Below are 25,787 nucleotides of genomic sequence, written 5' to 3'. Positions count from 1 at the left end.
CTACAAACGGAGCATGGGCTTCCGACATCTGGCGGTGAGATTGCGAGAAAAGGAGAAACCCATGACCCTGCAGCTCACCGGCATCCACCATCTGACGGCCATCACGGCCGATGCCCCCGGCAACAAGCGCTTCTACACCGACACGCTCGGCCTGCGCCTCGTCAAGAAGACGGTCAACCAGGACGACACTTCGGCCTATCATCTGTTCTATGCCGACGGACAGGCGAGCCCGGGAACGGACGTCACCTTCTTCGACTGGCCGGCGGCCCCGGAGAAGCGCGGCACGCACTCGATCTCGCGCACCGCGTTGCGCGTCGCCGGCGAGAACAGCCTGAACTGGTGGCACGAGCGCCTCGCGGCCGGCGGTCACGCCAAGGGCGCCGTCACGCTGCTCGACGGCAGGGCCTCGTTCGACGCCGAGGATCCGGAAGGCCAGCGGCTGCGCTTCGTCGATGATGGCGGCGCCGGCGAGGCCCATGCCTGGTCGGGCAGCCCTGTCCCGGCCGAACACCAGATCCGCGGCCTCGGCCCGATCACGATCAGCGTGCCGCAGCTCGCCCCGACCGAGGCCGTGCTGACGCGGGTCATGAACATGCGCCGCGACCGCAGCTACGCCTCGCCCGACGGTGAAGGCGAGATCCATGTCTTCGCGATGGGTGAAGGCGGCCCGGCGGCCGAACTGCACGTCGCGGTGCAGCCCGGCCTGCCCATGGCGCGGCAGGGTGCCGGCGGCGTCCACCACGTCGCCTTCCGCACGCCGGACCTCGAAGGCATGCATGGCTGGGCGCGCCGTCTGGCGGAGAGCCGGATTCCCTCCAGCGGCGAGGTCGAGCGCTACTATTTCCGCTCGCTCTATTTCCGCGAGCCGGGCGGCAACCTGTTCGAGATCGCGACGGACGGCCCCGGCTTCGCGGTCGACGAAGCGCTCGACAAGCTCGGCGAAAGGCTGGCGCTGCCGCCCTTCCTCGAGCCGCAGCGCGCCCGGATCGAGGCCAACCTCAAGCCGCTCGGCTAGGGCGGCACCCGGAGCGGGCGCGCGGCTTACCGCCGCGCCCGCAAAGCGGCCCGTCGATCGGCTCCACCGCCCCTGCGGCGTGAGCTTTCCAGCGCTCCGGCCACACCCTATGCTTGCCGGATGCTGCACCGGGCCACCTTCGAGCCGCCGGAAGCCCCGCGCGTCGCAGCCCGAACTGTCCACAAACCATCGGCAAGAGAAGGTCTTTCGTGACGAGCGGTCTCCATCACGTCACCCTGATCACCCGCAAGGTGCAGGCCAATGTCGATTTCTATCTCGGCTTCCTCGGCCTGCGGCTGGTGAAGCGCACGGGCGGCTATGAGGACGCTCGCCAGCTCCACCTCTTCTATGGCGACGAACATGGCTCGCCGGGCTCGCTCGTCACCTTCCTGGTCTGGGAGGACGGCTCGCCCGGGCGCGCCGGCCATGGTCAGGTGAGCGAGATCGCTTTCGCCGTCGCCCCCGCCGCGATCGGCTTCTGGCTGGAGCGCGCCCTGCGCTTCGGCATCCCGACCGAGGGACCGCTGCAGGAATTCGGCGAGACCGTCCTGCGCCTGCGCGATCCCGATGGCTTCGTGGTCAAGCTGGTCGGCAGCACGTTGACTGGCGAAGGCTGGGCGTCCGCCAGCATTCCGCCCGAGCATCGCATCCACCGCCTGCGCGGCGTGACGCTGCTCTCCGCGACCACCGAGGAAACCGTGCATTTCCTGACGGCGCATGCGGGGTTTGCCCGCCAGGCGCGCGAAGGCAGCGCCGAGCGCCTGCTCGCCGACACGGGCGACAGCCTCGATATCCGCGATGCCGGTGGGTTCTGGCCAGGGATTCCCGGCACCGGCACGGCGGACCATGTGGCGGTCCGCGTTCCGGACACCGCCCGGCTTTCGGGCATCGAGCGCGACCTCTCCAAGCTGAACTCCAGCCCGACGACGCTGCATGACCGCCAGTATTTCACTTCGCTTTATGTCCGCGAGCCGGGCGGGACGCTGATCGAGTTCGCCACGGACGGCCCCGGCTTCACCCTGGACGAGCCGGTCGAAACGCTCGGGACCCGGCTCTTCGTCCCCCCTGCCGCTCAGGACGAGAGCGACGCCATCCGCATCGTCCTGCCGCAATTCGCGCTGCCCGGCGAGGAGCGGGTGATCTACCGCGAACTGCCCTTCGTGCATCGCTTCCATCAACCGGCCGCACCCGACGGCAGCGTGATGGTGCTGCTCCATGGCAGCGGCGGCAACGAAACCGACCTGATGCCGCTCGCGCATCGGATCGCCCCCCACGCCACCCTGCTCGGCCTGCGCGGCCGCAGCACGGAGGAAGGAACGTCGCGCTGGTTCCGGCGTCGCTCCGAGCGCTCCTTCGACCAGGACGACATCCGCTTCGAAGCCGAGGCCCTCGCGGCCTTCATGGCCGAGGCGCAGACGGCCTACGGCCTTGCGCCGGAACGCATCGTCTTCCTCGGCTACTCGAACGGCGCCAACCTGCTCGCCGCAGCCATGCAGCTTCACCCCGGCTTGGCGCAGCGCGCCGTGCTGCTGCGCCCCGCGGCAGTATTGGAGGCGCCGCCGGCCGCAGCGCTCTCCGGCGCCTCCGTGCTGATGCTCACCGGCAACGACGACCCTTATCGCGACCTCGCCGTTCCCCTCGAAACCGCCCTGCGCGCAGCGGGCGCAATGGTCGAAGCCCATGCCATAGCGGCCGGGCATGCCCTCACGCCGCTGGACGGCGACCTGGCGGCGGACTGGCTGGCGCGTCGGGCATCCTGACGCGCAGGGGCTGGCAGGAACCTTACCGGCTGGCGACGAAGGCGGCGAACCCGGCGAGGAACTGGCCGAGTCGCTGGCGCGTGGCGTCGTCGACCAGATTGCCATCGGCATCGAAGACGCTCTGTGCCCGCGACACCAGCATGCGTCCCTCGAACCATGGCTTCGTCCCGAGCGTGCGCAGCACCGGGAGCCAGGCATCCTGCGCCAGGATCGTCCCGAACCCGCCGGGAGAGGCGCCGAGCACGGCAACCGGCTTGCCGCCGAACAGCGGCTTGATGTCGGAAGCCGGCCGCGTCAGCCAGTCGATCGCATTCTTGAACACGCCCGGCAGCGAGTTGTTGTACTCGGGCGTGAACAGCAGCAGTCCCTCCGCCTCGGCCAGCTGCCGCTTGAGGGCTTGCACCGAGGCCGGGACACCCTGCTCCCGTTCGTCATCGCCATTGTAGAGCGGAATGCCCTCGATGCTGCCCGCTTGCAGCGTCGCGCCATCCGGGGTCAGATCGATCGCGGCCCGCAGCAGGCCGGTGTTGAAGGACGCCTTCCGCAAGCTGCCGGAGATTCCCAAAAGCCGTGTCATCGCCCATCCCTCACCGCGCGATCCCACATCGGGCCGCGCAGTCGAATCCGATGCTGACTCATGTCCCCGGTCATGGCCACCCTGAGCGAGGCGACTGGGAGCTTCTTTCGCGATCAGGAAACCCCGAGCCCGCCGATTCAACCGCAATTAACCGCGATGGCGGAACATCGCCCGTCGAGCACAGCTGCCGCCGGGGCGAAATGAACAGGCTTCGCAAGAATGCGATCGCGTATCGTCCGCGCAGGCGCGGCCGCGGCGCGACTGCGTTGGCAATGCTGGTCGGCGCCGTCGCGATCTGCACCGTCCCGACCCGGACGCACGCCGAGGAACCGATCAGGCTGCAGATCATCGGCGGGCTCGCCGGCGTCACCCAGTACACGAAGATCGAACAGCCCTTCTGGCAGTCCGAGATCGGCGCCCTCTCGGCGGGGCGGATCAGCGCCACGATCCGGCCGCTCGATGCCGGCGGGCTGCGCAACCAGGAAATGCTCCAGCTCATGCGGCTCGGCGTGGTCTCGTTCGGCACGGCGCTGCTGAGCGTCGTCGCCGGAGAGGAGCCGGAGCTGAACGCCGTCGACCTGCCCGCGCTGAATCCGGACGTGGCGACGCTGCGCCGAACCGTGAGCGCCTTTCGCGAGCGCCTCCAGACCGTATTGCGGGACCGCTACTCCATCGAGCTCCTCGGAATCTACGTCCACCCGGCGCAGGTTCTCTTCTGCGCCAAGCCCTTCAAGGGGCTCGACGACCTCTCCGGCCGGAAGGTTCGCACCTCGTCGGTCGGACAATCCGAACTGATCGCTGCCATCGGCGCCGTTCCCATGGTCCTGCCCTTTGCGGAAACGGTGGCTGCGCTGCGGAACGGCGTCGCCGACTGCGCCATCACCGGAACGCTGAGCGGCTACGAGATCGGCTTGCCGAGCGTCACCACCGCCGTCCACTCGCTCGCTCTGAGCTGGGGCGTCTCGATCTTCGGAGCCAATGCCGGCCATTGGGACGCGCTGCCGGCGGATACGCGCGAGACCATCCGGCAGGGTGTGCGCCGGCTCGAGGAGCGAATCTGGGCGCAGGCGGAGGAAGACACGCAGCGGGGGCTGGCCTGCAATGCCGGCACAGCCGTCTGTTCCGGCAAGCTCGAGCGGCCGATGGTCGTCGTTCCCACTTCAACTTCGGACGAAGCGCGCCGCCGCCGCCTCCTCGCCGAGACGGTCCTGCCGCGCTGGTTCGAACGCTGCGGCCAGGACTGCGTGTCTTCCTGGAACGCCTACCTCAAGCCGCTCCATGCCATCGAGGTCACGGCACCATGACGTCCTTCGCCTCCGGCTCGATGAGGATCGATGCTCAATCGCCTTAAGTTGATGGTCGGAGCAGGAGTGGTCGTCATCCTGATGGCGGCCGCTATCGGCGGGAGCCATCTCGTCCGACAGCGGGAGCAGGCCGCCTGGCGCGCTGCGGAGCAGTCTCTCGAAAGCTCTGCCGTGGCTGTCGAGAACGCGCTCAACCGGCAATTGCTGCAAGTCGACGGAGCGCTGGCGAGCTTCGAAACCCTGTTCGAGGTCGCACGGGTCGGAGCAGACCAGAGGGAGACAGCCAGCCGCCTGCTCCGTGGCCTCAATTTCCAGACGATGGCGTTTCGCGACCTCCTGCTGATCGGGCCGGACGGAAGCATCATAGCCTCCGCCCGGTCGGGCGGCACGCACCGCACATTGCCGCTGGATGTTGCGACGGCGGGGCGCGCGCCGACAAACCTCATCGGTCCCCTGCGCAATGCCGTCACCGGAGACTGGTCGCTCTATGTCGCACGCAGGATCCCCGCCTGGAACGGCATCGTCCCCGTCGCCGAGGTGCCCCTGCACACGCTGATGAAGCTGCTGGCCGAAACCGGGGTCGACGCTGGCACGCAGATCGTCCTGGAACGCGCGAACGGGCAACTCGTCGCCGCGCTGCCGCATGACGAACTGCTCACCGGCAAGCTCCGCAGCCCTGCGCTGCCCGAGCAGGCGGTGAACGGAAAAGCCTTCCTGATCGGGGAGCGAAGAAGCGAATCCAGCACCTTGAACGTGGCGCGGGCCTCGCTCTACGGCGATATCCGCGTCGTCCTGTCCGCACCGAGTGCCACACTCCTGGCGGATTGGCGCAAGGACCGTCGCCGGACGATGCTGGCGGCTGCGGTCGCGACCCTGCTGCTCGGCGCCTTCGCCGGGGCGATCTTTCTCGCCATCCGCCAGCGGGAGCGTGCGGATGCCGAGCGTGCGCGAGCCGCCGCCGTCCTTAAGAACGCGATCGAGGCCATGTCCGACGGCTTCGTGATGTGGGACGAGAACGACCGGCTGGTGACGTGCAACCAGCGCTATCGCGAGCTCTATTCGGTGAGCGCGCCGTTCATGGCCATCGGCGCACCTTTCGAGGAAATCATCCGCAGAGGTGCCGAGCTGGGACAGTATCCTCAGGCGACCGGCGACCTCGATGAGTTCGTGAAGGATGTCGTCACCTGGCATCGGAAGGGCAGCGGTTCGATCGAGCGCCTGCTGCCGGACGGCCGTTGGCTCCTCATCACGGAGCGCCGGACTGCGGATGGCGGAATCGTCGGAATCCGCACCGATGTCACCGTGCTCAAGGCCGCGCTCGCGGAACTGGCCGCCGCCAATACGCGGGCGAACGAGGCCTTCGAGGAGGCGAGGCGGCAGAACGCGGCCCTCGTCGAGCAGGAAAGCCGCATCCGCTTCCTGGCTCACCATGACGATCTGACCGGCTTGCAGAATCGCTTCGCCTTCCGTGCCCAGATCGCGAAGTCGCTGCTGCGAGCGGCGGGCGACCAGGGGCCGGTCGCCCTGCTGTTCCTCGACCTCGATCACTTCAAGGACGTCAACGACACGCTCGGGCACCCGATCGGGGATCTGCTGCTCCTGTCCGTGGCGGAACGGCTGGCGGCCTGCGTGCAGGATACCGGATGCGTCGCCCGCCTGGGCGGGGACGAGTTCGCGGTTCTCAGCCTCGACCCAGGGCAGCCGCAGCAGGCCGAAGCTCTGGCTGCCCGCATCATCGAGGTGCTCAGCGAGCCCTATCTGATCCGGGATCGAACAATCTCCATCTCTGCCAGTGTCGGCATCGCCGTTGCAGAGGGATCCGACTGCGATGCCGACCTCCTCCTGAAGCAGGCCGACCTCGCGCTCTATCAGGCCAAGGCCCGGGGGCGAGGCGTGTGCTGCGTCTTCACGGCCGAGATGGACGAGCAGCTGCGGGCGCGCATCGCGATGGAAGCGGATTTGCGCAAAGCCATCGACGAGCGGCAGTTCGAGCTGGCCTACCAGCCGATCTACGAGCTGAAATCCCGCAAGCTCTGCGGCTTCGAGGCGCTGCTGCGCTGGCACCATCCGGAACGGGGGCTGGTCGGGCCGGCGGAGTTCGTTCCGCTGGCGGAGGAGACCAGGCTGATCGTCGAGCTGGGCGAGAGCGTCATCCGCCAGGCATGCATGGACGCCGTCCGGCTGCCGGGCGAGCCAAGGATCGCCGTCAATCTGTCCCCGGTGCAATTGATCTTCGGCGATACGGTTGCGACCGTGCGCGACATTCTGAACGAGACTGGCCTCGATCCGGCGAGGCTCGAGCTGGAAATCACCGAAACGGCGCTCTTGGCCAACGACCACCGGAATCTCGGGACGCTGAAGAGCCTCAAGGATCTCGGCGTTCGCATCGTGCTCGACGACTTCGGCACCGGCTATTCCAGCCTGAGCCATCTGCGGCTCTTCCCGCTCGACAAGATCAAGATCGACCGCTCCTTCGTCCGCGACATGACGATCCATTCCGACAGCGCCGCCATCGTCACGGCCGTCGCGGCGCTTGCGGCCGAGCTCGGCATGGCGACCACCGCGGAGGGCATCGAGACGCTCGACCAGCTCGATGCGGTTCACCGGGCGGGCTGCACGGAAGCGCAGGGGTTCCTGCTGGGCGAGCCGCAGCCGATCCTGCAAGCCGCTCACACCACGATCTTCGGGCCGATTTCCTCGGAGCGGAGCCAGACGACCGCGGCCCCGCGCTCGCGGCTGGTCTGACGAACCCGGTCCCGCAGGGCGCCGGCCGGCGTGCCTCCCGAAGCGGCCGCGCCGATCCGGCGCGCTTGCCGGAGCAGGCGGAGCCCGGAAACTCCTAGGGAACCGCAGCATGGGCCGGCGAGGCCTGCTTTCCGGCAGTGGGCCGACGACCGCGCTGCGCCGGAGCAGCCTTGCCGCGAACCAGACGCCCCGAACATGCGGATAATGGACAAGCGTCTCCGCGAGACACCCCGAGCACGCCGTTGCAGGCCATATAAAATCTCACAACACGCTTGTGAAATCTCACAAAGCGTTCCAAGCTTCGGCTCATGCTCGATACCGCATCGCCTTTCGCTCCCGCCCCGGTTGCCGAAGCCCGGCTCGATGTCGCGATAAGGCGGCTGCGCAAGGCGGTCGTCACCTGCGAACTCGCGCCCGGCGATTTCGTCCATGAGGCGGCGCTCGCCGAGCGCTTCGGCCTGGGCCGTGCCAGCGTCCGTGTCGCGCTGACGGAGCTCGCGGCGGCTCGCTTCGTCAGCCGGCATGCGCGCCAGGGTTGGCGGATCGCGCCGATCGATGGCGCTCTGATCGCCGCGGTGCTGGACGGGCGGCGCCGGCTCGAGCCGTCGCTGGCAGCGCACAGGCTGGCGGAGCCGGCACTCGCGACAGCGACGACGCTGCTCGGGATGGTGCAGTCCGTATCCGGCCGGACCGAGCTTGCAGCGCTTGCGACGGCCCGCGTCGCGGAGCGCCAGCTGCGCGATCTGCTCACGACCGGCGCCGGCGTCTTCGCGCGCGACTGGCTCGGCGGAATCTGGGACCATTCGGACCGGATCGTGCGGATGCTCGATCTCGGCGGCCACGCCATCCCCCCGGCGGATCTCGGCGAGCTGGTTGCGGCGCTCGCCGCCGGCCACGCCGATCTGGCCAGGCAGGCGATCGCACGCGACCAAAAGCTCTTCGCCGACGCGGTTGCCCATGGCTTCCTCGCCATGTCAGCGCAGCTGCCCCGCCCGCAAGCGCGTTCTGCCCGCCGACGCGGCGCCCATCAATCGCCGCCCATCGCAGCCGATCGGCCGATCCCCTCATCGAAGGAGAAGCAGTCATGACCGTTGCCTGGCGAACCTATCCTCTCGCTGCCGCCTGCGCCGCGATCCTCGCTCTGGGAAGCATCGCCCCGGCCTGGGCCTCCAAGGAGCGCTTCGTGGTGGATCTCGTGAACGAGCCGTCCTCGCTCGATCCGCAGGTTCAGTGGAACCCCGACAGCTACTACGTCTACCGCAACATCTTCGACAATCTCGTCACCCGCGACGACAAGGGCGAGATCGTCCCGCAAGTCGCGGCGTCGTGGAAATACCTGTCGGATACGGAGATCGAATTCCAGCTTCGCCCCGACATCACTTTCCATGACGGCTCCAAGCTGACCGCGGACGATGTCGTCTACAGCGTCAAGCGCATCACCGACCCCAAATTCGGCAGCCCGCAGCTCGGCCAGTTCGACAAGATCACGGGCGCGACGGCGCTCTCGCCGACCAGCGTGAAGCTGACCACGGACGGGGCCTATCCGGCCCTGCTGGCGCAGCTCGTCAAGCTCTCGATCGTTCCCAAGGCGATCGTGGAAGCGGTCGGCAAGGACGCGTTCAACCTGAAGCCGGTCGGCAGCGGGCCCTACAAGTTCGAAAGCTGGCAGCGCGGCGTCGAAGTGGTCCTGACCAGGAACGATGCCTATTGGGGCGCCAAGGGCCCGTTCCCGACCGTGGTCTTCCGCGCCGTGCCGGACGGCGCGACGCGGCTCGCCAACCTTCAGGCCGGCACCAGCGATCTCGGCGTCACGCTCGACGCCGACCAGGCCGCCCAGCTCAAAAGCGCGCCGAAGGCGCAAGCCCTGATCGGACTGACCGAGCGCGTCGCCTATCTCAGGCTGAACACGTCGAAGCCTCCCTTCGACAACGTCAAGCTGCGCCTAGCCGCCGCCTATGCGATCGACAAGGAGGGGCTGGTCGACGGGCTGCTCGGCGGCTTCGACAAGCCGGTCTCGCAACTGGGCACGCCGGCGAGCTTCGGTTGGGTCGAAGGTCTGAAGGCCCCGACCTACGATCTCGCCAGGGCCAAGGCGCTCGTGGCCGAGGCCGGCCCTGCCGCCAAGGCCGAGATCGAGCTCGCGACCGCGCCGGTCTTCGACCAGCGCATCGTCCAGGCGATCCAGCAGCAGCTCGGCGATGCCGGCTTTACCGTCAAGATCGCGATGTCGGACATGGCGAGCTATCTCAAGCGCTCCCAGGCCGGGCTGGCCGGCAACCCGACGCTGAGCTTCGGGCGCTGGTCATGCGCCTGCCAGGATGCCGATGGCGTGCTGTTCCCGCTGATCCACAAGAGCAGCGGCTGGTCGGCCTATCGCAACCCGAAGGCCGATGAGCTGCTCGAGGAGGCCCGCCAGACCCTCGACAAGGACAAGCGGCTCGCCGCCTACAAGCAGGTCCAGGAGATCATCGCGGCGGAAGCGCCGCTGGTCCCGCTCTACCAGGCGGCCGTCATCTATGGCGCGACCAAAAGCCTGAAATGGCAGCCGACCCCGAATGAGAGCCTTTTCCTGAATCGGATGAGCTGGAGCGACTGACGACGCATGGCGGCGCCACGCCGCCGCAAGGCCGGGCGCCCGAAGCAACCCGGGCGCCCACACAACAAAAAAGGGGATGATGTCATGAAACGAACACGGAAGATGTTTGCCTGCACGCTCCTCGCCATGGCTCTGGCGCTGCCGGGCGGCGCGGCCTTCGCCGCCAAGGAGCGCCTGACGATCGATCTCGTCGGCGAGCCGAACTCGCTCGATCCGCACGTCCAGTGGAATCCGGACAGCTACTACGTCTACCGCAACATCTTCGACAACCTCGTCACCCGCGACGACAAGGGCCTGATCGCGCCGCAGGTCGCGACCTCCTGGAAGCAGCTTTCCGACACGAAGATCCAGTTCCAGCTGCGCGACGACATCACCTTCCATGACGGCTCCAGGCTGACCGCCGAGGACGTGGTCTACAGCGTCAAGCGCATCACCGATCCCAAATTCGCCAGCCCGCAGCTCGGCCAGTTCGACAAGATCACCGACGCCGTGGCGGATGACGCCAAGACCGTGACGCTGACCACGCAAGGAGCCTATCCGGCATTGCTGGCGCAGCTGGTGAAGCTCTCGATCGTGCCGCGGAAGGTCGTCGAGGTCGTGGGCAAGGACGCCTTCAACCTCAAGCCGGTCGGCAGCGGTCCCTACAAGTTCGAGAGCTGGCAGCGCGGCGTCTCGGTGACACTGGCCCGCAACGATGCCTATTGGGGCACCAAGGCGCCGTTCCCGAGCGTCGTCTTCCGCGCCATTCCCGATGCCGCGACACGCGTCGCCAATCTGATGGCCGGCACCTCGGATCTCGCTGCGAATCTTGATGGCGACCTCGCCGCCCAGCTCAAGACCTCGCAACGCGCCAAGCCCGTGCCGGTGCTGACCGAGCGCGTCGCCTATCTCGCGATGAACGTGCAGAAGGAGCCGCTGAACGATCCGCGCGTACGCCGCGCCATCGCGTTCGCGATCGACAAGCAGGCGATCACCGACGGCGTCCTCGGCGGCTATGAGAAGCCTCTCGCGGAGATGCTCTCGCCAGCCCATGAGGGTTTCGTCGAGGGCATCAAGGATCAGCCCTTCGATCTCGCCAAGGCCAAGGCGCTGATCGCCGAGGCCGGCCCCAAAGCCAAGCAGGAAATCGCGCTGGTGACCGCGCCGGTCTACGACCAGCGCGTCGTGCAGGCGCTGCAGCAGATGCTCGTCGACGCCGGTCTCAGCGTAAAGATCGAGATGACGGATATGGGCTCCTGGCTGAAGCGCATGCAGAGCGGCCCCGATTCCATCCCGGTCCTCGCCTTCAGCCGCTGGTCCTGCGGCTGCCAGGATGCCGACGGCGTGCTGTTCCCGATCCTGCACAGCGCCAGCGGCTGGGCCAACGCCAAGGACAAGGCGATCGAGGAAGCGCTCGAAGCCGGGCGCCAGACGCTCGACCCCGCCAGGCGGCTCGCCGCCTACAAGATCGTGCATGAGCGCATCGCCAGCGAGAACTACGTGATCCCGCTCTACCAGGCGGCGCAGATGTACGGCACGGCCAAGAACCTCGTCTGGACGCCCACGCCCAATGAAAGCATCTTCGTCAACCGCATGAGCTGGAAGGACTGACGCGGCGTGGCCAGCTTCCTCCTCCAGCGCGCCGGGCAGGCGCTGGTCACGATCTTCGGCGTGGCGACGCTGATCTTCTTCGTCCAGCGCCTGACGGGGGATCCGACCTATCTCCTGGTGCCGGAAACCGCGACACAGGCGGATATCGAGGCCCTGCGCCACGCGCTGGGCTTCGACCGGCCGCTCGTCGTCCAGTATCTCGGCTTCCTCGCCGATCTCGCCCGCTTCGATCTCGGCCAGTCGGTGGTGCAGCGCGTGCCGGTGGTCGACATCATCGCCTCGCGCCTGCCCTATACGCTGATGCTCGCAGGCGGCGCGCTGACGGTCGCCTGCGGCATCGGCATCCCGGTCGGGATCCTGCTCGCGCTGTTTCGGGACAGCGCGGCCGCGAAGATCGCCGCCGGCATCGTGCTCGCCGCCCAGAGCATGCCGACCTTCTGGAGCGGCATCCTCCTCATCCTGCTCTTCGCCGTCTCGCTGGGCTGGCTGCCGCCATCCTCGACCGGCGGCTTCTCGCATCTCGTCATGCCTTCCATCGCCCTCGGGCTGCTTTCGATGGCGACCTTCGCGCGGATCACGCGGGCGGCGTTGATCGAAGAGCTCACCCGCGACTATGTCCGCACCGCGCGGGCCCGAGGCGTCGGGCCGACGCGCCTGCTCCTGCGCCATGTCGCGCGCAACGCCGCGATCCCGCTCATCACCGTGGCAGCGCTCGAGATCTCCAACCTGCTTGCCGGCGCGGTCATCGTCGAGACGGTGTTCGCCTGGCCGGGGCTCGGCCAGGTCACGGTCCAGGCCATCCTCGCCCGCGACTTCCTGGTGGTGCAGGGCGTCGTCATGCTGGGCGCCCTGGTCACCGTCGGGCTCAATCTGCTCTCCGACTTCCTCTATAGCATCGTCGATCCGCGCATCGCGCTGGGGGGTGGACGATGAACGCCCCGGCCGTCGCGCAGCCCCGCCGCCGCTTCCCGCTGAAGCGCTGGTGGCCGGTCAGCATTCTCGCGCTCTTCGTCCTGACCGCGGTCTGTGCGCCCCTGCTCGCTCCCTACGATCCCAATGTCCAGAATCTGATCGGCCGGCTGAAGCCGCCGGGCACGGTGTCGCGCAGCTTCCATTACTGGCTTGGCTCGGACGAGCTCGGCCGCGATCTCCTCAGCCGGATCATCTATGGCACGCGCGTTTCGCTGCTCGTCGCCGTGCTGTCCGTCCTGTTGTCCGGCGCGGTCGGAACCGCGCTCGGGCTGATCGCCGGCTATCGACGCGGCTGGGTCGAAACCGCGGTGATGCGGGTGGCCGATGTGTTTCTGTCCATCCCGGCGGTGCTTCTCGCCATCATCACCGTCGCGGTGCTCGGCCCCAGCCTGGTCAATGTCGTCCTGGTGCTCGCCCTGACGCGCTGGCCGCGCTATGCCCGCGTGGCGCATGCGCAGACGCTGGCGACGGCCGGCATGTCCTATGTCGAGAACGCAGTGCTCGCCGGTGCCGGCAATGCGCGCATCCTTTTCCTGCACATCCTGCCCAACATCGCAGGGACGCTGATCGTCGTGGCGACCCTGGAATTCGGCCTGATGGTCCTGTTCGAGGCCGGGCTCTCCTTCCTCGGCCTCGGCGTGCAGCCCCCGACGGCGAGCTGGGGCTCGATGCTCTCCACCGGCCGCAACTACGTCGCCACCGCCTGGTGGGTCGCGACGCTGCCCGGGCTTTGCCTGTTCGTGCTGGTGCTCACCGTCAACCTGACCGGCGACGCCGTGCGCGATCGTCTCGACCCCCATTTTCGCTGAGGACCGGACCATGTTCGACGACATCAAGGGCAAGCGCGCACTCGTCACCGGGGCTTGCGGCGTGATCGGCAAATGGATCGCCGAGACGCTGCACGAGGCCGGCGCGACACTGGCCCTGACCGACGCCAAGGGAGACGAGCTCGAAGCCTTTGCCGGGGCGCTGGGCCTCGGCGGCGACAGTTTCGTCAAGACCGCCGATCTCACCGACGAGGCTTCGATCAGGGCGCTGACGGACGAGATCGGGAGGCGCTGGGGCGCCGCCGACATCCTCGTCAACAATGCCGGGATCTATCCCAGCGCCTTCCTGCTCGACACGCCCACCGAGGAGTTCGACCGCATCTTCTCGATCAACCTGCGCGCGCCCTTCATCCTGAGCCGCGAGCTGGCGACGCAGATGGTACGCAAGGGTATCAAGGGCTCGATCATCAACATCTCATCAGGTGCCTCGCGCAAGATGCGGCGCACGGCCACCGTCTACTCCACCTCGAAGACAGCGCTCGACCGCCTGACCAAGGGCTTCGCCGTCGAGCTCGCCGAATACGGCATCCGCTCGAACGCGCTCGAGCCGGGCTTCGCCGCCGGCAGCACGGTCAGCAATCTGTCCGAAGCGCATATCCGCAATACCGTCGCCCAGATCCCGCTCGGCCGCGCCTCCTCGCGCACGGATGTCGGCAACGCCCTGCTGTATCTCGCCAGCGACGCGTCTTCCTACGTCACCGGCGCGACGCTGACGGTCGATGGCGGAAACTCGGCCGGAACGCTCGCGGTCCATCAGGACAAGAAGAGCGCGTTGTGAGGGCTGCGTCATGAACCAGGCCAGCCTTCCTCCGGCGCGCTTCCCCGTCTCGGCCTATGAATGGCCGCAGGGCAAGAGCAGCGCCTTCTGCTTCACCGTCGATGTCGATGCCGAGAGCCCCTATCAATGGAGCCTGGCAACCGACGCCCCGCAGACGCTCGGCCAGATCGAGCAGCGCCTGTTCGGGCCGCGCATCGGGATCTGGCGGATTCTCGATCTGCTCGACCGCTACGGCATCAAGGCGACGATGTTCGTGCCGGGCCTCGTCGCCAAGAACCATCCGGAGCTGCTGCCGGCCTTCGTCGCCCGCGGCCACGAGATCGGCCTGCACGGCTATTTCCACGAGCTCGCGACCGAAGCCGGCCCCGAGGAGTTCGCCAGGGCGCTCGATGAATCGCTGGCCCTGTTCAAGAGCCAGGCCGGCATCGTCCCGGTCGGCTTCCGCTCGCCGGCCTGGGAGATGACCCCCTTCATGCTGGCCGAGGTCAAGCGCCGCGGTCTCTATGATTCCTCGCTGATGGGTTTCGACCACCCCTACACCATCGATGGCGTGACGCAGGTGCCGGTGCTCTGGGCCGTGGACGACGCCATCTATTTCCGTTTCACCGGCAGCTCGACCGACCGGGCCCCACCCTCGCCTCAGGGCGGCATCCTCGAGGCCTGGCTCGACGAATGGCATGTGTTGCATCGCGAGGGGCGGATGATGATGCTGACGATTCATGACTGGATCTCGGGCCGAGCCGGTCGCATCCGCATGCTGGAAAAACTGCTCGACGTCGTCACCGCCTCCCCGGGAACCTGGATCGCGACCGTCGGCGAGGTCGCCGCCCATCACGCCGCCAGCGCCAATGCCGAGCGCTTCGCCGTGCCGCTGCGCCTGGCCGAGGCCAGCACCCCGCATCGCTTCAAGGCGCAGCGCTGATGCAGACCTTCAGCATCCGGCGGCCCGCCGTTCACTCGCCCCACGGCCTCGTCGCGGCCCAGAACCGTCATGCTGCCGAAGCCGGCGCGGCCGTGCTCTCGCGCGGCGGCAATGCCATGGATGCGGCCGTCGTCGCCGCGCTCGTGCTCAGCACCGTCGAGCCCTGGCTGTCGGGCATCGGCGGCGGCGGCTTCCTCGTCCATGCTGACGGCAGGACCGGAGCGACCGAAACGCTCGACTTCAATGTCCGCTCGGCCGCCGGGCTCGATCCGGCCGATTACCCGCTCGCCGACGCCCAGGCCGGCAACTGGTTCAGCTGGCCCTCTGTGGTCGGCGACCGCAACGTCTCCGGCTATGGCGCGATCTGCGTACCCGGCGCGATCGCCGGGCTCGCTGCGGCCCTCGAGCGCCACGGCTCGATATCCTGGGAGGAGGCGCTCCAGCCGGCGATCGAGCACGCCGAGCGCGGGCTGGAGATCGACTGGTTTGCCGCCTTGTGCATCGCGATCGAAGCGCCGGGCCTCGCCCGCGACCCGGTGCTGTCGGCGATCCTACTCGACGACGGCCATGGCCCTAAGGCCGGTGCCGACACCCGGCGCTTCAAGCCGATGACGCTCAAGGCCGGGCTGCTGCGCCGGCTCGCCAAGGCCGGCGCACGCGACTTCTACGAAGGCGAGAGCGCCGCTCTGATCGCGGCCGATCTCGAAGCCGGCGGCTCGCCGCTGCGCGCCGGCGACCTCGCCGCCTACGAGGTCGTCTGGGCACCGGCGCTGACCGGGCGCTATCGCGATTTCGACATCGCCGCGATCCCGGGTCTGAGCGGCGGACCGACCTTCTTCGACGCGGCGCAGCGTCTCGTCGATGGCCCGCTGTCCCGCGAAACCCCGCCTGCCCAGACGGCCTTGCTCTATGCCACAGCCATCCGCGAGGCCTATGAAAAGCGCCTGACCACGCTCGGCCATGCCGCGACGCCGCAGGCCGGGTGCACCTCGCATGTCAGCGTGGTCGACCGCACCGGCACCATGGTCTCGCTGACCAACACGCTGCTGTCGCGCTTCGGCGCCAAGGTCGCGCTGCCCCGGACCGGCATCATCATGAACAACGGCATGATGTGGTTCGACCCGCGCCCCGGCCAGCCGAACGCCATCGCGGCGGGCAAGAAGCCGCTGGCCAATATGTGCCCGCTCGTCTTGAGCAAGGCAGGCCGCCCGGTGCTCTCGATCGGCGCGGCCGGCGGACGCACCATCTTCCCCACGCTGCTGCAGCTGATCTCGGGCATGGCCGATTTCGGCCTGTCGCTGGAGGAGGTCTTTCACCGCCCGCGCCTCGACGCCTCGACGCCGCGCATCAAGATCGACGCACGTGCCGAAGCCAATGTCGCGGCGACCGTCGCCGGCGCCTTTCCGATCGAGATCGTCGAGGACACGCTCTATCCCGTGAATTTCTCGATCCCCTCGGCCGTGATGGCCGCAGAAGGCGGCTTCGTCGGCATGGCGCATCCGACCAGCCCCTGGGCGGCGGTCGTCGCAGCCGCGGCCTGAGCGCCGCGGCCGGGCCGGCGAACGGGGCGCCCTCGTTCGGGCGCCGTGCTCAGCCGCTCCTGCCGTGGCTGTGATCGGTCTTCAGGCGCCGTTCGATGAAGCGGCTGTAAGAGCCCATGCCGTAGCTGAACACGGCGTAGACCAGCGCCGCGAAGACATAGCCCTCGAGTACCGCGATGCCCTGCCAGGCCGGATCGCGCATCGCCGAGCGCACGGTGTCCAGGAAGTCGAGCAGGCCGATGATGGTGACCAGCGTCGTGTCCTGGAAGAAGCCGATGAAGATGTTGACCAACGGGGGAATGACGATCTTCAGCGCCTGCGGCAGCACGATCTTGCGCATCGACAGCCAGTAGCCGAGGCCGAGCGCGGCGGCGGCCTCATGCTGGCCCTTCGGCACGGCCTGCAGGCCGCCGCGCACGGTCTCCGCGATATAGGCGCCGGCGAATATGATGATCGCGACCTGCGCCCGCAGCAATTTGTCGATGGTCACGCCGTCGGGCATGAACAGCGGCAGCATCACCGAGGCCATGAACAGGATCGAGACCAGCGGCACGCCGCGCACCATCTCGATGAAGACGACGGCGATGACCTGGATCGCCGGCAGCTTCGACGAGCGTGCCAGCGCCAGCAGGACGCCGAGCACGAAGCCGAAGGCGAGCCCGACCGAGGAGAGCATGAAGGAGAGCGGCAACCCGCCCCAGCTCGTGGTGTTGACCACGGAGAGGCCGAACAGCCCGCCATACATCAGCACGCCGCAGGCGACGACCACCGTGAGCCAGAGCCAGAGCAGCCGCTGGGACCAGAAGCGCGGGATCATTGAGACGATCATCGCGCCGAGGAAGAGCAGCACCGCCAGAGCGGGCCGCCAGTGCTCGTCGTAAGGGTAGAAGCCGAAGACCATGAAGCGCAGTTTCGCCGCCAGGAACGGCCAGCAGGCGCCGGCGCCGGCTGCCGCCTTGCAGGTCTGCGGTCCACCTTCGACGATGGCACGGGTGACGAGCCAGCCCCAGGCGCCGGCGACCATGCGATAGATCAGCCAGAGGCAGGCGAAGGTCATGACGGCATTGAAGGGCGTGCCGATATAGGGCTTCAGCAGCTTGAACCCGTTGCTCTCGCCCTGCGGCGGTCGCTCCCGCGGTGCCGTGCCGAGGATGGCCGTGTCGGTCAGGTTGGCCATCTCAGCGCTCCACCAGCGCGACGCGGGCGTTGTACCAGTTCATCAGCATGGAGATCGCGATCGACATGCCCAGATAGACCAGCATGAAGATGGCGATGCCCTCGATCGCCTGCCCAGTCTGGTTCATCGTCGTGTTGGAGACCATCACTAGATCGGGATAGCCGATGGCGATGGCGAGCGAGGAGTTCTTGAAGGTCGAGAGATAGGAACTGGTCAGCGGCGGTATGATCACGCGCAGCGCCTGCGGCAGCACGACGAGCCGCATGGTCTGGCGGTCGTGCAACCCGACGGAACGCGCCGCCTCCCACTGCCCGCGCCCGACCGAGAGGATGCCGGCGCGCACGATCTCGGCGATGCCGGCCGAGGCGGAAAGGCCGAGCCCGACCAGCAGCGCCGTGAATTCCGGCGTCACCTGCAGGCCGCCGGTGATGCGGAAGCGGCCCTTCTCCGGCCAGTTCACCACGAGATCGGGCTGGAACAGCAGGAAGCCGATCAACGGTGGCACGAAGAGCGCGGCGAGCACGAAGGGCCAGGCGGCACGGGCGTGGCCGGACGCGACGCGGTGGCGCCGCATGAAGGCCGCGACGACGAATGCGAGCACGATGCCGATCGTGGCGGAGGCCAGCACGCCGGTATGGGCAGCGGACCAGCGTATCGACGGCATGATCAGGCCGCCATTGCTGAGGAAGACGTCGGGCAGGATCTGCCAGGCCTCCCGCACCGGTGGAAAGACCGCGACGATGAGCGCGTACCAGAGGAAGAGATAGAGCAGCAGCGGCACGTTGCGCAGCGCCTCGACATAGAGCAGCGCCAGCGTCGAGAGCAGCGGATTGCGCGACAGCCGGGCGATGCCGACGACGAGGCCAAGCACCGTCGAAAGGATGACGGCGAAGACCGAGACCCAGATCGTGTTGAGCAACCCGACCAGAATGGCCCGGCCGTAAGTATTGCCGGAATCGTAGGAGATGAAGGACTGGCTGATGACGAAGCCGGCAGGCCGGGAGAGGTAATCGAAGCCGGTCGCGATGTTCTGCTCCGCCAGCTTCCGCGAGACGGTGCCGAAGAGATAGAGGCCGATGCCGAGGACGAGGGCGACCGCGACGACCTGATAGAGCACGGCGCGAACGCGCACGTCATAGAGCAGCCGCACCGGGCTGGAAGCTGAATTGGCCATCGTGCTGTTCCAGGCTGGGGACGCGCCGGCCACGCCCTGGCGGCCGGCGGTCTCAGTTCAAACGAGGGAACGCATGGCAGGTCGCCGCGCGTCCCGTCGGACGCGGCAACAGCGATCCATGTTTTTGATGGCGCATCGGATCGTCCGGAAAGCGGATTCCAGATTCCGGTCCGATGCGATGGCCGGGATCACCGGAAGGGCGGGGAATAGATCAGGCCACCCTTGTTCCAGAGCTGGTTCGGACCGCGCGTCAGGCCGAGCGGGGTCTTCTCGCCGAGATGGCGCTCGAAGAGCTCGCCGTAATTGCCGAGCTGCTTGATCGCGTTGTAGGCCCATTTGTTGTCGAGGTTCAGCATCTTGCCGAGGTCGCCGTTGACGCCGAGCAGGCGCTGGACCTCGGGGTCCTTGCTCTTGAGCTGCTCGTCGATATTGCCCTTGGTGATGCCGTATTCCTCGGCCGCGATCAGGGCGTTGACCGTCCAGGAGACGATGTCGCGCCAGTTGCTGTCGTTCTGGCGGACGACGGGGGCGAGCGGCTCCTTCGAGATGGTCTCGGGCAGGATGACGTATTGCTTCGGGTCGTTGGCGATGGCACGCACCGAGGCGAGGTCCGAGCGGTCGGTGGTGATGACGTCGCAGCGGCCGGAGAAGAAGGCGTTGCGCCACTCATCGGGATTCTCGAAGACGACCGCCTCGTACTTGATGTTGCGCGGCTTGAAATAGTCCTCGAGGTTCTGCAGCGTCGTCGTGCCCGGCAGGATGCAGACGGCCGACTGCGACAGCTCGGCTGCGCTCTTCACGCCGAGCTTGGTCGAAACCATCAGGCCCTGGCCGTCATAGAAGACGACCGGCGCGAAATCGAGGCCGAGCGAGGCGTCGCGCGAGAAGGTCGCAGTCGTCTGACGCGAGAGCAGGTCGACCTCGCCGGACTGCAGGCCCTGGAAGCGCACATTGGTGTTGAGCGGAACGAAATCGACCTTGTCCGGCGTGCCGAAGACGGCGGCGGAGACGGCGCGGCAGACGTCGGCGTCGAAGCCCTGACGAACGCCCTTGTCGTCGGCATAGGAGAAGCCCGGCGCCGTCGGGGAGACCCCGCAGAGCACCTTGCCGCGCTTCCTGACGCCCTCGAGCGTCGCCTGCGCCGAGGCAGGTGCCGCGAATACGGAAAAGGCCGCAGCGGCGAGGCCGAATGCGACAAGCTTGCTGAACATCTTTGGCATAGGCGTTTCCCCTTGTGCGCGCCTGTCTCCGCGCGTCGAAGAGGAGCCTATTGGGGCGGGATTGCGACCGCAAGAGCATCGCAGGCGTCCCTCGGGGCAGATCTTCATGCTGACGATGAAGCGCCGCTGGAACCGGTCCGATCGTGACGGCGCCGGCCCGGCGCGGTAGGTTCGGTGCGAAACCGGATGCGATCCTTGAAGCCGCGCCTCGCCCCTTTTCTCCTCCTGTGGATCCCCTTGGCACTCGTCGGGCTGGGGATCGGCGCCTTCGTCGAATTCATGCGGGCGAGCGAGACGCTCCAGCGCGAGGGGACGACGCTGCACCGGATCGTCTCCCAGCGCGTCGACCAGCACGACGCGCATCTCACCAGCCTCGCGGCGGTGCTCGCCAGCTCGAATGCGGAATCGGCGAGCTTCCGGGCGGTGATCGAGGCGATGCAGCGCTTCTATCCCCGGATCGCCGCCGTCGAGCTGATCGAGGTCGATCTCTCCGCTGGCGCCCCTGTCGGCGGCGCGCCTTCCAGCCTCGGCGATTTCGATCCGGCGGCGCTGGCGCGGCGGGTCGGCGACCTCGCGCCCGGCCAGGCCGTCACGCTGACCAGCCGCTCGGGCAGCCCGTTCTACGCCCTGATCAAGCGCGTGCCGGATGCTGGCCACGGGTCACGGGCGCTCGTTCTCGTCATCGATGCGCGGCTTCTGACGGAACCGGAAGGTGGTTTGCCGGATGATGCCGCGCTGAAGCTGAGCGATGCGGCTGGGAAAGCCATCGTCCAGCATGGCTGGCCGCTGCCGGCGGGGGCATGGATCCCGGAGCTCTCCTTCGAGAAGGCGCTCGGCAGCCGGTCGCAGCCGCTGGTGCTGGCGCTGGCGCGACGGCCGGCCCCGGCCGAGCTGTTGCCGCCGGGCCTGCTGTTCGGCTGGCCGGTCGCCGCGGGCCTTGGCCTCTTCCTGCTGCTGGCCGTGCTTCGGGAGCGGCGCGCCAGCCGGCGGGCGCGCGAGGCGGTGCGCCTGCACGAGCATGATGCGAAGCTCGCCCATGCGATGCGGGTCAACACCGTCGGCGAGATGGCTTCCGGCATCGCCCACGAGATCACCCAGCCGCTGACCGCGATCCTGAGCCAGAGCCAGGCGGGGCTGCGCCTCGCCCGGTCGGGCGGGGCCGTGCCCGGCGATCTCCTCGGGGTGCTCGAGGCGAATGTCCGCCACGCGAGGCGTGCCGCCGAGATCCTCGAGCGGTTGCGGGCCTATGTGACGCGGCGGGAGCCGCAGCGGCAGCGCAACGATCTCAACCGCATCGTCAGCAACGTGGTCGAGCTCGGCCAGCGCGACCTTCAGGAGCGCAACGTCACGCTCCGGCTGGAGCTCAGCCAGCCAGGGCCGCAGGCCCTGCTCGACCGCGTCTCGATCGAGCAGGTGGTGCACAATCTCGTCCGCAACGCGGCGGAGGCGGTGGAAGCCATGCCGGCCGGACGCCGGGAGATCGTCCTGGCCACGCGCCTCGTCGACGGGGACGCCGAAATCGCCGTTGCGGATGACGGGCCGGGCATCGCGGAGGCCGACATGGCGCGCCTGTTCGAGCCGTTCTTCACGACCAAGAGCAGCGGCATGGGGCTGGGTCTGCCGCTCTGCGAACGATTGGTCGAGGCGGCTGGTGGGCGCATTGCTGCGCGCAACGGGCCTGAGCGCGGCGCGGTCTTCACCGTACGCTTTCCGGCGCTCGCGGCCGAACTCGGGATGGCGGCGGAATGAAGCCCGCGCCACGGATCGTGTACCTGATCGACGATGATGCCGATGTGCGCGACGCATTGGTCCTGTTGCTGCGCACGATGGGTTTCGCACCTCGCCCCTTTGCCGGTGTGCAAGCCTTCCTCGAGCGGCCCGACCCGCGCCAGGACGGCTGCCTCGTCGTCGACATCCGCATGCCCGGCACCTCCGGCCTGCAATTGCTGGAGCGCATGGCCAAGGAGGCCGGCGGCATGCCGACGGTGATGATTACCGGCCATGGCGACGTCGCCGCCTGCCGGCGCGCCTTCAAGGCGGGCGCGGTCGATTTCCTCACCAAGCCGATCGATGAACAGGTGCTGCTCGAAGCGGTCGAGGCGGCGTTCGCGGCACTCGATGCGCGCAACCGGACCGAGGCTGCCCGTGCCGGTCGCGACGCCTTGCGAGCGAAGCTGACCCAGCGCGAGCGCGAGATCCTCGACCTCGTGGCCGCGGGACTGTCGACCAAGGAGATCGCGCGGGCGCTCGACGTCTCGCCGCGCACCGTCGAAACCCACCGCGCGAACATTGCCGAGAAGCTCGGCGCGAATTCCGTCGCCGAGATGGTGCGCTTCGCGCTGGAGGGATAGAGCGGCTTGCGCTTGTGCAGCACCGTCATTGCGAGCGCAGCGAAGCAATCCAGGGGGACCAGATGAAACGCTCCACCCAATCCCCCTGGATTGCTTCGTCGCTTTGCTCCTTGCAATGACCGCCAGTTCAGCGAATTGAACAGCGCCGTAGGATGGCCTTCTCCGTAGGACTACGGAGAAGGCTCCGGCACCGCACCGATCAAAACCCCGGCCGGGACCCGCTATTTCGGGGTCATCGAGCTCACGGCTCGTCCTCGCTTCAGTCTCGGAGAGACCATGACCCAGATCCGTTTCGCCGCCGCCGTTGTGCTCGCGCTCGTTCCCGCCGCCGCCGGCGCCCAGGTTCTGCAGGAGCGCAACATGCCGCTCGCCATCGCCCAGGAGATCGCGCAGGCGACCGTCGAGGCCTGCGCCGCCAAGAACTTCAACGTCACCGCCACGGTCGTCGACCGCGCCGGCGTCACCCGCGCCGTGCTCCGCGCCGACAAGGCCGGCCCGCACACCGTCGCGGCCAGCCGTGACAAGGCCTTCACCGCCGCCTCCGCCCGCAACGCCACCGGCGCGATCGCCGAAGGCGTGGAAAAGAACCCGGCCGCGCGCAACATGGCCGCGATCGAGGGCTTCCTGCTGCTCGGCGGCGGCGTGCCGGTCAAGGTCGGCGACGAGGTGATCGGCGCGGTCGGTGTCGGTGGCGCGCCGGGCGGCCATCTCGACGAGGAATGCGCCAATGCCGGCATCGAGAAGGTGAAGGCCAAGCTCCGCTGAGTCCGGATCAGACCTGAAACAACAAGGCAGGCGGTTGCGAAAGCGGCCGCCTGCCTCCTCTATTCCTTGGGAGGAGCGCCGCCATGGCGAGGATGCTGCTGATCGCCCTGGCCCTGGTCGCGGCCAACCTGAGCGGCCGGGCCGTCGCGCAGACGCCCCCCGACGCAGCCGAGCTCGCCGCCTATCGCGGCCTGCACGCAGCGGCCGCCTCCGGCGATGCCGCGGTCATTCGTCGTCTCGCAGGCGTCGGCGAGAAGCTCGATGCGCGCGACGGCAATGGCCGCACGCCGCTGCATGTCGCGGCCTTCCGCGGCCAGGTGGAGGCGATCCGCCTATTGATCGCCGCCGGAGCCGATCCCGGTCTGTTCGACAACCAGCACTATGATGCGGTCACCATCGTCGCCGTGAGCAACGACGTGCCGGCGCTGAAGGCCCTGCTGGCGTCGGGCGCCTCGGCGAAGCTCACCACCAGCCGCTATGACGGCACAGCGCTGATCGCCGCCGCGCATCTCGGCCATGACGGCATCGTCCGCGAGCTGATCAAGGCCGGCGCGCCGCTCGATCACGTCAATAATCTCGGCTGGACCGCCCTGATCGAAGCGGTGATCCTCGGCGATGGCGGCAAGCGTCATATCGAGACCGTGCGGGCCCTGCTCGCGGCCGGCGCCGATCGCAACCTCGCCGACAGGCAAGGCGCCACGCCGCTGCGGCATGCCCGCGCGCGCGGATACGCTGCCATGGTCGCGCTGCTCGAAGCGGCCCCCGCACGCTGAGCTCGCGCGCGGGTCGCTGGTAGGTCCACCCCAACGTTTGACGTGTCAAATGGGTCGCCATGTCGTGCGTACATCCCTGCGTACGTACGCACCCGGCATTTTCAATTTTTCGCTGGAAAATCAACGCCTACGGCGAATGGCGCTCCCTAGGGGACTCGCCGATCAGGCTGGAAATCCGACGAAAAATCCTTCGCTGACTGCAACATGTTATGCGCATTGTTATGCGGTCTCAAGGATTGAAACGACGATCCTTCGAGGCTGGTAATCGCCGCGAATTCCGAGCTTCAGGGCGCGCCCTGTTGAACCGCCCCGGGTTCGCCGGAGGCCGTTTGGTTTGAGTCAGGCTGCGATGGCTGGCTCGTCCAGCATCGCGTAATAGCGTCCTTCGGCTTCGGCCGGCGGGATATTGCCGATAGGCTCCAGCAGCCGGCGATGGTTGAACCAGTCGACCCAGGTCAGTGTCCCGAACTCCACGGCCTCTAAGGATCGCCAAAGCCCGCGCCGATGGATCAGCTCGGCTTTGTAGAGACCGTTGATCGTCTCGGCGAGCGCGTTGTCATAGCTGTCGCCCACACTGCCGACGGAGGGCTCGATGCCTGCCTCGGCAAGGCGCTCAGTATAGCGGATGCTCACATATTGAGAGCCTCGGTCGCTATGATGCACGAGGCCGCCCCGATGGATGGGCCGCCGCTCATGCAGCGCCTGCTCCAGCGCGTCGAGCACGAAGCTGGCGTGTGCGGTCCGGGATACGCGCCAGCCGACGATCCGCCGAGCATAGGCATCGATGACGAAGGCGACATAGACGAAGCCCGACCAGGTCGAAACGTAGGTGAAGTCCGAGACCCACAGCATGTTCGGCGCCGGCGCATGGAACACCCGGTTGACATGATCCAGCGGGCGCGGCGCGGCCTTGTCCTGGACGGTCGCGCGGATCGGCTTGCCGCGAATGACACCTTGCAGGCCGAGGCCGGCCATCAGGCGTTCGACCGTGCATCGTGCAACGTCGAACCCCTCGCGCAACATCTGCCGCCAGACCTTGCGCGCGCCATAGACTTCGAAGTTCTCCCCGAACACGCGCTCGATCTGCGGCTTCAGCTCCAGGTCCCGCTTCGCCCGAGCCGACTGCTTCCCCGGATCGATCCGCTTGGCGGCATGCTCATGGTAGGTTGACGGGGCGATCGGCAGCACCTTGCAGATCGGCTCGACCCCATAGGCCCCGCGGTGATCGTCGATGAAGGCGATCATGACCGGTGTCGGCGGTCGAGCTCCGCCTGGGCAAAATACGCCGATGCCTTGCGCAGGATCTCATTGGCCTGCCGCAACTCGCGGTTCTCGCGTTCGAGAGCCTTGAGCTTGGCCGCCATGTCCGTCGTCAGCCCGGCCTTTCGGCCACTGTCGATCTCTGCCTTCTTCACCCACTCGCTCAGCGTCTGCGCCGTGCAGCCGATCTTGCCCGAAATCGACGTGATCGCCGCCCAGCGCGACGGATGCTCGGCTTCGTGATCCAGCACCATCCGCACCGCGCGCGCACGCACCTCAGGCGAGAACTTGTTCGTCGTCTTGCTCGTCATAGCCCCATCCTCTCAGGAGTTGGGGCCTCCGACAAACCCGGGGCGGTTCAGCTAAAAAATTCCGAAGCGACGACCTAATTTTCTTTGTGCCCGCCCTGGTTGTAAGGCGCAAAAATCTTCAACGGAAGG

General features: G+C 67.8%; 21 protein-coding genes and 1 other annotated feature. Of the genes, 16 read left to right on the top strand and 5 right to left on the bottom strand.

Going from position 1 to position 25,787, the window contains the following annotated elements; translation table 11 throughout:
• Positions 1-61: 61 nt before the first annotated feature.
• A complete protein-coding gene (locus B5Y19_RS10800; protein ID WP_176168609.1) occupies positions 62-1,015 on the top strand; it encodes a ring-cleaving dioxygenase in 954 nt (317 codons plus the stop codon).
• A 209-nt stretch (positions 1,016-1,224) separates the two neighbouring features.
• Complete coding sequence (locus B5Y19_RS10795; protein WP_079591467.1) at positions 1,225-2,775, top strand: VOC family protein; 1,551 nt, start codon at positions 1,225-1,227, stop codon at positions 2,773-2,775.
• 22 nt (positions 2,776-2,797) lie between these two features.
• Here the strand turns inward: B5Y19_RS10795 and B5Y19_RS10790 are convergent, their stop codons facing one another.
• Complete coding sequence (locus B5Y19_RS10790) at positions 2,798-3,352, bottom strand: NADPH-dependent FMN reductase (RefSeq protein ID WP_055729644.1); 555 nt, start codon at positions 3,350-3,352, stop codon at positions 2,798-2,800.
• Between the two features lie 272 nt (positions 3,353-3,624).
• On the opposite strand from B5Y19_RS10790, the gene B5Y19_RS10785 reads away from it, so the two are divergent.
• From B5Y19_RS10785 to B5Y19_RS10740, 10 genes are all read left to right on the top strand, one after another.
• Positions 3,625-4,656: a TRAP transporter substrate-binding protein gene (locus B5Y19_RS10785; protein WP_055729714.1), complete on the top strand. Its 1,032-nt coding sequence runs from the start codon at positions 3,625-3,627 to the stop codon at positions 4,654-4,656.
• Positions 4,657-4,686: 30 nt separating this feature from the next.
• Positions 4,687-7,401, top strand: coding sequence for a bifunctional diguanylate cyclase/phosphodiesterase (locus tag B5Y19_RS10780; protein ID WP_079591465.1), 2,715 nt, complete (start codon positions 4,687-4,689; stop codon positions 7,399-7,401).
• Between the two features lie 308 nt (positions 7,402-7,709).
• Positions 7,710-8,489: a GntR family transcriptional regulator gene (locus B5Y19_RS10775; RefSeq protein ID WP_055729646.1), complete on the top strand. Its 780-nt coding sequence runs from the start codon at positions 7,710-7,712 to the stop codon at positions 8,487-8,489.
• Positions 8,486-9,997 carry an ABC transporter substrate-binding protein gene (locus B5Y19_RS10770; RefSeq protein ID WP_055729647.1) on the top strand — a complete coding sequence of 504 codons (1,512 nt, stop codon included), beginning with the start codon at positions 8,486-8,488 and terminating at the stop codon, positions 9,995-9,997. Before B5Y19_RS10775 ends, B5Y19_RS10770 begins: the two co-directional genes overlap by 4 nt.
• An 84-nt stretch (positions 9,998-10,081) precedes the next feature.
• The gene (locus B5Y19_RS10765; protein WP_055729648.1) at positions 10,082-11,587 is read left to right on the top strand and encodes an ABC transporter substrate-binding protein; all 1,506 of its coding nucleotides are present in this window, start codon (positions 10,082-10,084) and stop codon (positions 11,585-11,587) included.
• A gap of 6 nt (positions 11,588-11,593) precedes the next feature.
• A complete protein-coding gene (locus B5Y19_RS10760; protein ID WP_055729649.1) occupies positions 11,594-12,520 on the top strand; it encodes an ABC transporter permease in 927 nt (308 codons plus the stop codon).
• On the top strand, positions 12,517-13,368 hold the full coding sequence (locus tag B5Y19_RS10755) for an ABC transporter permease (protein ID WP_055729650.1): 852 nt from the start codon (positions 12,517-12,519) through the stop codon (positions 13,366-13,368). The genes B5Y19_RS10760 and B5Y19_RS10755 overlap by 4 nt, the downstream gene beginning before the upstream one ends.
• 10 nt (positions 13,369-13,378) lie before the next feature.
• Positions 13,379-14,164 (top strand): SDR family NAD(P)-dependent oxidoreductase, encoded by a 786-nt coding sequence (locus B5Y19_RS10750; protein ID WP_055729651.1) that lies wholly within the window; start codon positions 13,379-13,381, stop codon positions 14,162-14,164.
• A gap of 10 nt (positions 14,165-14,174) precedes the next feature.
• Entirely contained in the window at positions 14,175-15,086 is a 912-nt protein-coding gene (locus tag B5Y19_RS10745; protein ID WP_055729652.1) for a polysaccharide deacetylase family protein, read from the top strand.
• A complete protein-coding gene (locus B5Y19_RS10740) occupies positions 15,086-16,627 on the top strand; it encodes a gamma-glutamyltransferase (RefSeq protein ID WP_139384354.1) in 1,542 nt (513 codons plus the stop codon). Before B5Y19_RS10745 ends, B5Y19_RS10740 begins: the two co-directional genes overlap by 1 nt.
• A 49-nt stretch (positions 16,628-16,676) precedes the next feature.
• Here the strand turns inward: B5Y19_RS10740 and B5Y19_RS10735 are convergent, their stop codons facing one another.
• From B5Y19_RS10735 to B5Y19_RS10725, 3 genes are all read right to left on the bottom strand, one after another.
• On the bottom strand, positions 16,677-17,804 hold the full coding sequence (locus B5Y19_RS10735) for an amino acid ABC transporter permease (RefSeq protein ID WP_079591464.1): 1,128 nt from the start codon (positions 17,802-17,804) through the stop codon (positions 16,677-16,679).
• 1 nt (position 17,805) lies between these two features.
• On the bottom strand, positions 17,806-18,978 hold the full coding sequence (locus B5Y19_RS10730) for an amino acid ABC transporter permease (RefSeq protein ID WP_055729654.1): 1,173 nt from the start codon (positions 18,976-18,978) through the stop codon (positions 17,806-17,808).
• 188 nt (positions 18,979-19,166) lie between these two features.
• Positions 19,167-20,189 carry an amino acid ABC transporter substrate-binding protein gene (locus tag B5Y19_RS10725; protein WP_055729655.1) on the bottom strand — a complete coding sequence of 341 codons (1,023 nt, stop codon included), beginning with the start codon at positions 20,187-20,189 and terminating at the stop codon, positions 19,167-19,169.
• Positions 20,190-20,393: 204 nt separating this feature from the next.
• Between B5Y19_RS10725 and B5Y19_RS10720 the strand changes: the two genes are divergently transcribed.
• From B5Y19_RS10720 to B5Y19_RS10705, 4 genes are all read left to right on the top strand, one after another.
• Positions 20,394-21,947, top strand: a complete 1,554-nt coding sequence (locus tag B5Y19_RS10720; RefSeq protein ID WP_055729656.1) for a sensor histidine kinase — start codon at positions 20,394-20,396, stop codon at positions 21,945-21,947.
• Entirely contained in the window at positions 21,944-22,549 is a 606-nt protein-coding gene (locus B5Y19_RS10715) for a response regulator transcription factor (protein ID WP_079591463.1), read from the top strand. Before B5Y19_RS10720 ends, B5Y19_RS10715 begins: the two co-directional genes overlap by 4 nt.
• Before the next feature lie 276 nt (positions 22,550-22,825).
• Entirely contained in the window at positions 22,826-23,314 is a 489-nt protein-coding gene (locus B5Y19_RS10710; RefSeq protein ID WP_055729657.1) for a GlcG/HbpS family heme-binding protein, read from the top strand.
• 83 nt (positions 23,315-23,397) lie between these two features.
• Positions 23,398-24,087, top strand: a complete 690-nt coding sequence (locus tag B5Y19_RS10705) for an ankyrin repeat domain-containing protein (protein ID WP_055729658.1) — start codon at positions 23,398-23,400, stop codon at positions 24,085-24,087.
• Between the two features lie 339 nt (positions 24,088-24,426).
• Here B5Y19_RS10705 and B5Y19_RS10700 read toward each other — a convergent pair.
• Positions 24,427-25,658 (bottom strand): IS3 family transposase gene (locus B5Y19_RS10700; protein WP_139384352.1). Its coding sequence is split into 2 segments (ribosomal slippage): positions 24,427-25,367 and positions 25,367-25,658, totalling 1,233 coding nucleotides; the frame shifts between segments, so codons are not numbered across the junction.
• Positions 25,258-25,374, bottom strand: a sequence feature (AL1L pseudoknot). Its footprint overlaps the gene before it by 117 nt.
• Positions 25,659-25,787: the final 129 nt, after the last annotated feature.

The organism is Allobosea thiooxidans (genome assembly GCF_900168195.1).
Classification (GTDB): domain Bacteria; phylum Pseudomonadota; class Alphaproteobacteria; order Rhizobiales; family Beijerinckiaceae; genus Allobosea; species Allobosea thiooxidans.
The sequence above is the reverse complement of the archived record's forward strand: the minus strand, read 5'-3'. Positions and strand labels throughout refer to the sequence as shown.

Coding starts and splice junctions, on each gene's coding strand:
- B5Y19_RS10715 (WP_079591463.1), top strand. CDS start 21,944: ATGAAGCCCGCGCCACGGATCGTGTACCTGATCGACGATGATGCCGAT.
- B5Y19_RS10765 (WP_055729648.1), top strand. CDS start 10,082: ATGAAACGAACACGGAAGATGTTTGCCTGCACGCTCCTCGCCATGGCT.
- B5Y19_RS10785 (WP_055729714.1), top strand. CDS start 3,625: ATGCTGGTCGGCGCCGTCGCGATCTGCACCGTCCCGACCCGGACGCAC.
- B5Y19_RS10790 (WP_055729644.1), bottom strand. CDS start 3,352: ATGACACGGCTTTTGGGAATCTCCGGCAGCTTGCGGAAGGCGTCCTTC.
- B5Y19_RS10755 (WP_055729650.1), top strand. CDS start 12,517: ATGAACGCCCCGGCCGTCGCGCAGCCCCGCCGCCGCTTCCCGCTGAAG.
- B5Y19_RS10780 (WP_079591465.1), top strand. CDS start 4,687: ATGCTCAATCGCCTTAAGTTGATGGTCGGAGCAGGAGTGGTCGTCATC.
- B5Y19_RS10770 (WP_055729647.1), top strand. CDS start 8,486: ATGACCGTTGCCTGGCGAACCTATCCTCTCGCTGCCGCCTGCGCCGCG.
- B5Y19_RS10775 (WP_055729646.1), top strand. CDS start 7,710: ATGCTCGATACCGCATCGCCTTTCGCTCCCGCCCCGGTTGCCGAAGCC.
- B5Y19_RS10740 (WP_139384354.1), top strand. CDS start 15,086: ATGCAGACCTTCAGCATCCGGCGGCCCGCCGTTCACTCGCCCCACGGC.
- B5Y19_RS10735 (WP_079591464.1), bottom strand. CDS start 17,804: ATGGCCAACCTGACCGACACGGCCATCCTCGGCACGGCACCGCGGGAG.
- B5Y19_RS10750 (WP_055729651.1), top strand. CDS start 13,379: ATGTTCGACGACATCAAGGGCAAGCGCGCACTCGTCACCGGGGCTTGC.
- B5Y19_RS10705 (WP_055729658.1), top strand. CDS start 23,398: ATGGCGAGGATGCTGCTGATCGCCCTGGCCCTGGTCGCGGCCAACCTG.
- B5Y19_RS10710 (WP_055729657.1), top strand. CDS start 22,826: ATGACCCAGATCCGTTTCGCCGCCGCCGTTGTGCTCGCGCTCGTTCCC.
- B5Y19_RS10725 (WP_055729655.1), bottom strand. CDS start 20,189: ATGTTCAGCAAGCTTGTCGCATTCGGCCTCGCCGCTGCGGCCTTTTCC.
- B5Y19_RS10800 (WP_176168609.1), top strand. CDS start 62: ATGACCCTGCAGCTCACCGGCATCCACCATCTGACGGCCATCACGGCC.
- B5Y19_RS10730 (WP_055729654.1), bottom strand. CDS start 18,978: ATGGCCAATTCAGCTTCCAGCCCGGTGCGGCTGCTCTATGACGTGCGC.
- B5Y19_RS10745 (WP_055729652.1), top strand. CDS start 14,175: ATGAACCAGGCCAGCCTTCCTCCGGCGCGCTTCCCCGTCTCGGCCTAT.